We start from the raw sequence: 3,782 nt of genomic DNA, 5'->3' as shown, positions 1-3,782 counted from the left end.
GGCGCCGCCGAGGCCGGGGCAGAGACCGCCAGGCCGATCACCGCTCCGGCGCCGAGTGCGGCGGCCACGCCCCCCAACCGTCCCACAAACCGAGCAGCTGTCATCCGCGTTACCACTTCCCGTGCCGCCGATACGGACGTTGGCAGCATAGCCCGGCAACGCCGCGCGGCGCCCCACCCTCACCCGCAGCGCCGGTCAGCAATCACGGGCGACCGGCCGGTCCTCAGCGCTCCACTGCGACCACGATCCGGGGAACAGCGCCGCCGGCACGCCTGCCGCGCTCAGGGCCGCCAGCACCACCGACGCGGTGACACCCGACCCGCAGTAGACCCCCACCGTGTCGGTGCGGCCGACCCCGGCGTGGTCCAGCAGTGCCGTCAGGGCGGTTTCGGACAGAAATCCGCCCCGCTCGTCCAGCGTGGCGAGGCTCGGCAGATTCCGGGCCCCGGGGATGTGCCCGGCCACCGGATCCACCGGTTCGACCTCGCCGCGGAAGCGTTCCGGCGCGCGGGCGTCGAGCAGCACCCGCACCGCGCCGCCGGCGACGTGGTCGGCGGTCAGCGTCGGGAGCGCCCCGGCGTACAGGTCCTCGCAGGCCAAAACCACATCACCCGGCGGCGGGCTGACCGGACCGCTCTGCACCGCTCCCCCGGCCGCCCGCCAGGCCGGCAGCCCGCCGTCGAGGATGCGCACGTCGGCCAGGCCGGCCGCGGTGAGGACCCACCACGCCCGACTGGATCCCGCCCGGTTCCAGTCGTCGTAGACGACGACGGGCTGGCCCCGGCGGATGCCCCAGCGGCGGGCCGCGGCCTGGATCGCCGCGCCGGGCGGCAGCGGGTGCCGTCCCAGTCCGGCGCGGGTGTGGTCGCTCAACTCCTCCTCGAGGGAGACGTAGACCGCCCCGGGCAGGTGCCCGGCCAGATAGTCCGCCCGCCCGTCGGGGTTGTCGAGGCGCCAGCGGACATCCAGGATCGCCGGGCGCACCCCGTCGCCGTCCAGTCGCCGCAGCACCTCCCCGGCACCGATCAGCACAGCTTCGCGGGAGTTCACAGCGGGATCGGGGCCAGGTGGTCGACGAACCATCGCCGGGCCAGCAGCGCCACCTGCTCCAGGGCGCCCGGTTCCTCGAACAGGTGGGTGGCACCGTCCACCACAGCTATCTGGCACTCGGCCGTCATGGCCGCGGCCGCGGCCCGGTTGAGGTCGAGCACCTGCTCGTCGCGACCGCCCACGATCAGCAGCGTGGGTGCGCGCACCTGCCCGAGCGCGGCACCGCCGGCCAGGTCCGGCCGACCCCCCCGGGACACCACCGCGAAGACGTCGACCCGCGGATCGGCGGCGGCGCGCAGTGCCGCCCCCGCCCCGGTGCTCGCCCCGAAATAACCCACCGGCAGACCCGCGGCGTCCTCGGCGGTGCGCAGCCAGACGGTGACGTCGACCAGTCGGGACGCCAGCAGGTCGATGTCGAAGACGTTGGCGCGGTTGGCTTCCTCGGCCTCGGTCAGCAGGTCGAACAGCAGCGTCCCCAGGTTCGCCGAATGCAGCGCCTCGGCGACGTATCGGTTGCGCGGACTGTGCCGACTGCTTCCGCTGCCGTGGGCGAACAGCACGATCCCGCGGGGTTCCCGCGGGATCGTGAGCCGGCCCGCGACGGTGGCGCCGGCGGCTCGGACCTGGATTTCGTCGTCCCGCAGAAACATTCCCATTTTTCTGGCCTCCCCTGGCTGTCTCCCCCGGCCTCACTCCCAGTGTAGGAAGCGGTGTCGTAGGAAGCGGTGTATCGCGGTTGGGGAGAGCGGAGGAATTTGGCGGGGCGGTGGGCCTGAACAGGTCGTCGGTTCAGCCGGGTCGGCAGGATTCCGTCGACTCCGAAGTCGCACTCCAGGCTTCGGCCGGGCCGTTGAGCGAGTCGTTGCCCCAACGGCTCAGCGCCGACTCCGAGGGATGGAAGGCGCCTGCGCCGTCGGGGGAGAAGAAGTGTGTGACGGCCCTGGACACCCCGGAATCCTCGCACAGACGTTTAGCCGACATAATCAAACGCGGGGTCTGTGAAGGGATGCGCGGTGTCGGCTGTGGAGTCTCGCCCCGGCCTTCTCGTCGGGACCCTGGGCGTGGTCGCGCTGACCGTCGCGGTGCTGCAGACCGCCGTGGTTCCGGTGCTGGGCGTAATGGCGCGTCAACTCAACGTCGCCCCGGTCGACGTCAGCTGGGCGGTGACCGCCAATCTGCTGGCCGCCGCCGCAAGCACTCCCCTGCTGGGCCGACTGGCCGACCTGCACGTCAAGAAGCGGGTGTTGATCGTCGTGCTGGCCCTGGTACTGGCCGGGTCCGTGCTCGGCGCGACCACCTCGTCGTTGCCGCTTCTGATCGCGGCGCGGGTGCTGCAGGGGGCTTCGTTCGCGCTGTATCCGATCGGGGTGTCGATCCTGCGCGAGGAGATCCCCGCCGAGCGGCTGATGGGCGCCATGGCGGTGCTGTCCGGGGTGCTCGGATTCGGCGGCGGGCTGGGACTGGTGATCACCGGCCTGCTGATGCGCGGAGACGCCGGCTACCACCGGGTGTTCTGGTTCTCCGCCGCATTCGTCGCGGCGGTGATCGTCGCGGTGCTGGCGGTCGTTCCGAGTCGCCCGCGATCGACGACGGGCGCGGTGGACTGGGCCGGCGCGGCCGGCCTGGGCGCCGGCCTGGCACTGGTGCTGCTGGCGATCACCCAGGGCCACCTCTGGGGCTGGACGTCGGCCCGCACCCTGTCGGCGGCGGTCGGCGGGACCGGGGTGCTGGTGTTGTGGTGGCGTTGGGAACGCCGGTGCGCCCAGCCCCTGGTGTCCACGGCGATGCTGACCCGCCGGCCCATCCTGCTGACCAACATCGCGACCGTGTCGGTCGGGATGGCGTTGTATTTCGCCTTCCTCGGCCTGACCGGACTGGTGCAGACCCCGGCGGCCAGCGGCTACGGTTTCGGCGCGGACGTGCTGCGGGCCAGCGTGGTGTTCCTGTTTCCCGGTGCGATGGCCGGATTCGCCACGGCGCTGATCAGCGGCCGCTACATCGCCCGCTACGGCGCGCGGTCGGTGCTGGTGGTCGGGACATCCCTGGGGGTGCTCGGTTTCGGCCTACTGGCGGTGGCGCACGACGCGCCGTGGCAGATCGTCACGGCCGGCCTGCTGGTCAACTGCTACATCAGCCTGGCCTACGGGGCGTTGCCGGCGCTGGTGATCCGGGAGGTCGCGGTGGGCGAGACCGGCGTCGCCACCAGCATCAACGCCATCGCCCGCACGGTCGGGGCGTCGGTCGCGGCGGCGATCGTCGCGGTCCTGCTCAGCCGCAGCGTCAACGGCTACCCGCCGGAGAGCAGTTACACCGCCATGTTCGCGCTGGGCGCGCTGACCGGGCTGATCGGGATGCTGCTGATCGCTGTCAGCAGGCCGGCACTGCGCGAGCCGGCGCCCGGCGAGATCACCGATTCGCGGGCGATGAACCACGAGTGGGGCTGACCCGCGGCGGCTCCTGGGCCGTGCAGCCCCCCGCGGGTGCGAGGGGCTGCCGGGCGGTGGGCGGATCCCGGCCGGGGGACGACGCTCAGTCCGGCGGCAGCTGCGCGCAGATGTCGGTCACCTTCCCGCTGAGACTTACCTGGGTCCAGTTGCCGGAGGCGTGAACCCGGTTCAGGGCGGCCTTTGCGGAACCGGGTAGCCCGATTCCTAGGCCGGCTCGGCGGCCTGGGACTGCTGGTCGGCCAGAGCCCGCAGGATGCTGGCGCGGCGCTCGTCGATGGACCGGCC

Annotated in this window: 3 protein-coding genes and 1 pseudogene; 1 reads left to right on the top strand and 3 read right to left on the bottom strand. The window is 72.5% G+C overall.

The genetic code is table 11. The features are described 5' to 3' along the window. Positions 1 to 195 precede the first annotated feature (195 nt). The 3 genes and pseudogenes from ADBZ5U_RS08900 to ADBZ5U_RS08890 all read right to left on the bottom strand — a co-directional run bounded on the left by ADBZ5U_RS08900 (position 196) and on the right by ADBZ5U_RS08890 (position 1,998). A complete protein-coding gene (locus ADBZ5U_RS08900; protein WP_526264515.1) occupies positions 196 to 1,050 on the bottom strand; it encodes a sulfurtransferase in 855 nt (284 codons plus the stop codon). After that, positions 1,047 to 1,694 (bottom strand): annotated as a pseudogene (locus tag ADBZ5U_RS08895) (dienelactone hydrolase family protein); the annotation flags it as partial. The gene ADBZ5U_RS08900 and the pseudogene ADBZ5U_RS08895, both read right to left, overlap by 4 nt. 145 nt (positions 1,695 to 1,839) lie before the next feature. Next, positions 1,840 to 1,998: a hypothetical protein gene (locus tag ADBZ5U_RS08890; protein WP_526264513.1), complete on the bottom strand. Its 159-nt coding sequence runs from the start codon at positions 1,996 to 1,998 to the stop codon at positions 1,840 to 1,842. A gap of 74 nt (positions 1,999 to 2,072) precedes the next feature. On the opposite strand from ADBZ5U_RS08890, the gene ADBZ5U_RS08885 reads away from it, so the two are divergent. Further along, positions 2,073 to 3,494 (top strand): MFS transporter, encoded by a 1,422-nt coding sequence (locus ADBZ5U_RS08885; protein ID WP_526264511.1) that lies wholly within the window; start codon positions 2,073 to 2,075, stop codon positions 3,492 to 3,494. Positions 3,495 to 3,782 lie beyond the last annotated feature (288 nt).

It is taken from the genome of Mycobacterium sp. (assembly GCF_040398885.1).
Taxonomy (GTDB): Bacteria; Actinomycetota; Actinomycetes; order Mycobacteriales; family Mycobacteriaceae; genus Mycobacterium.
This window is presented reverse-complemented; position numbering and strand designations above follow the sequence as displayed.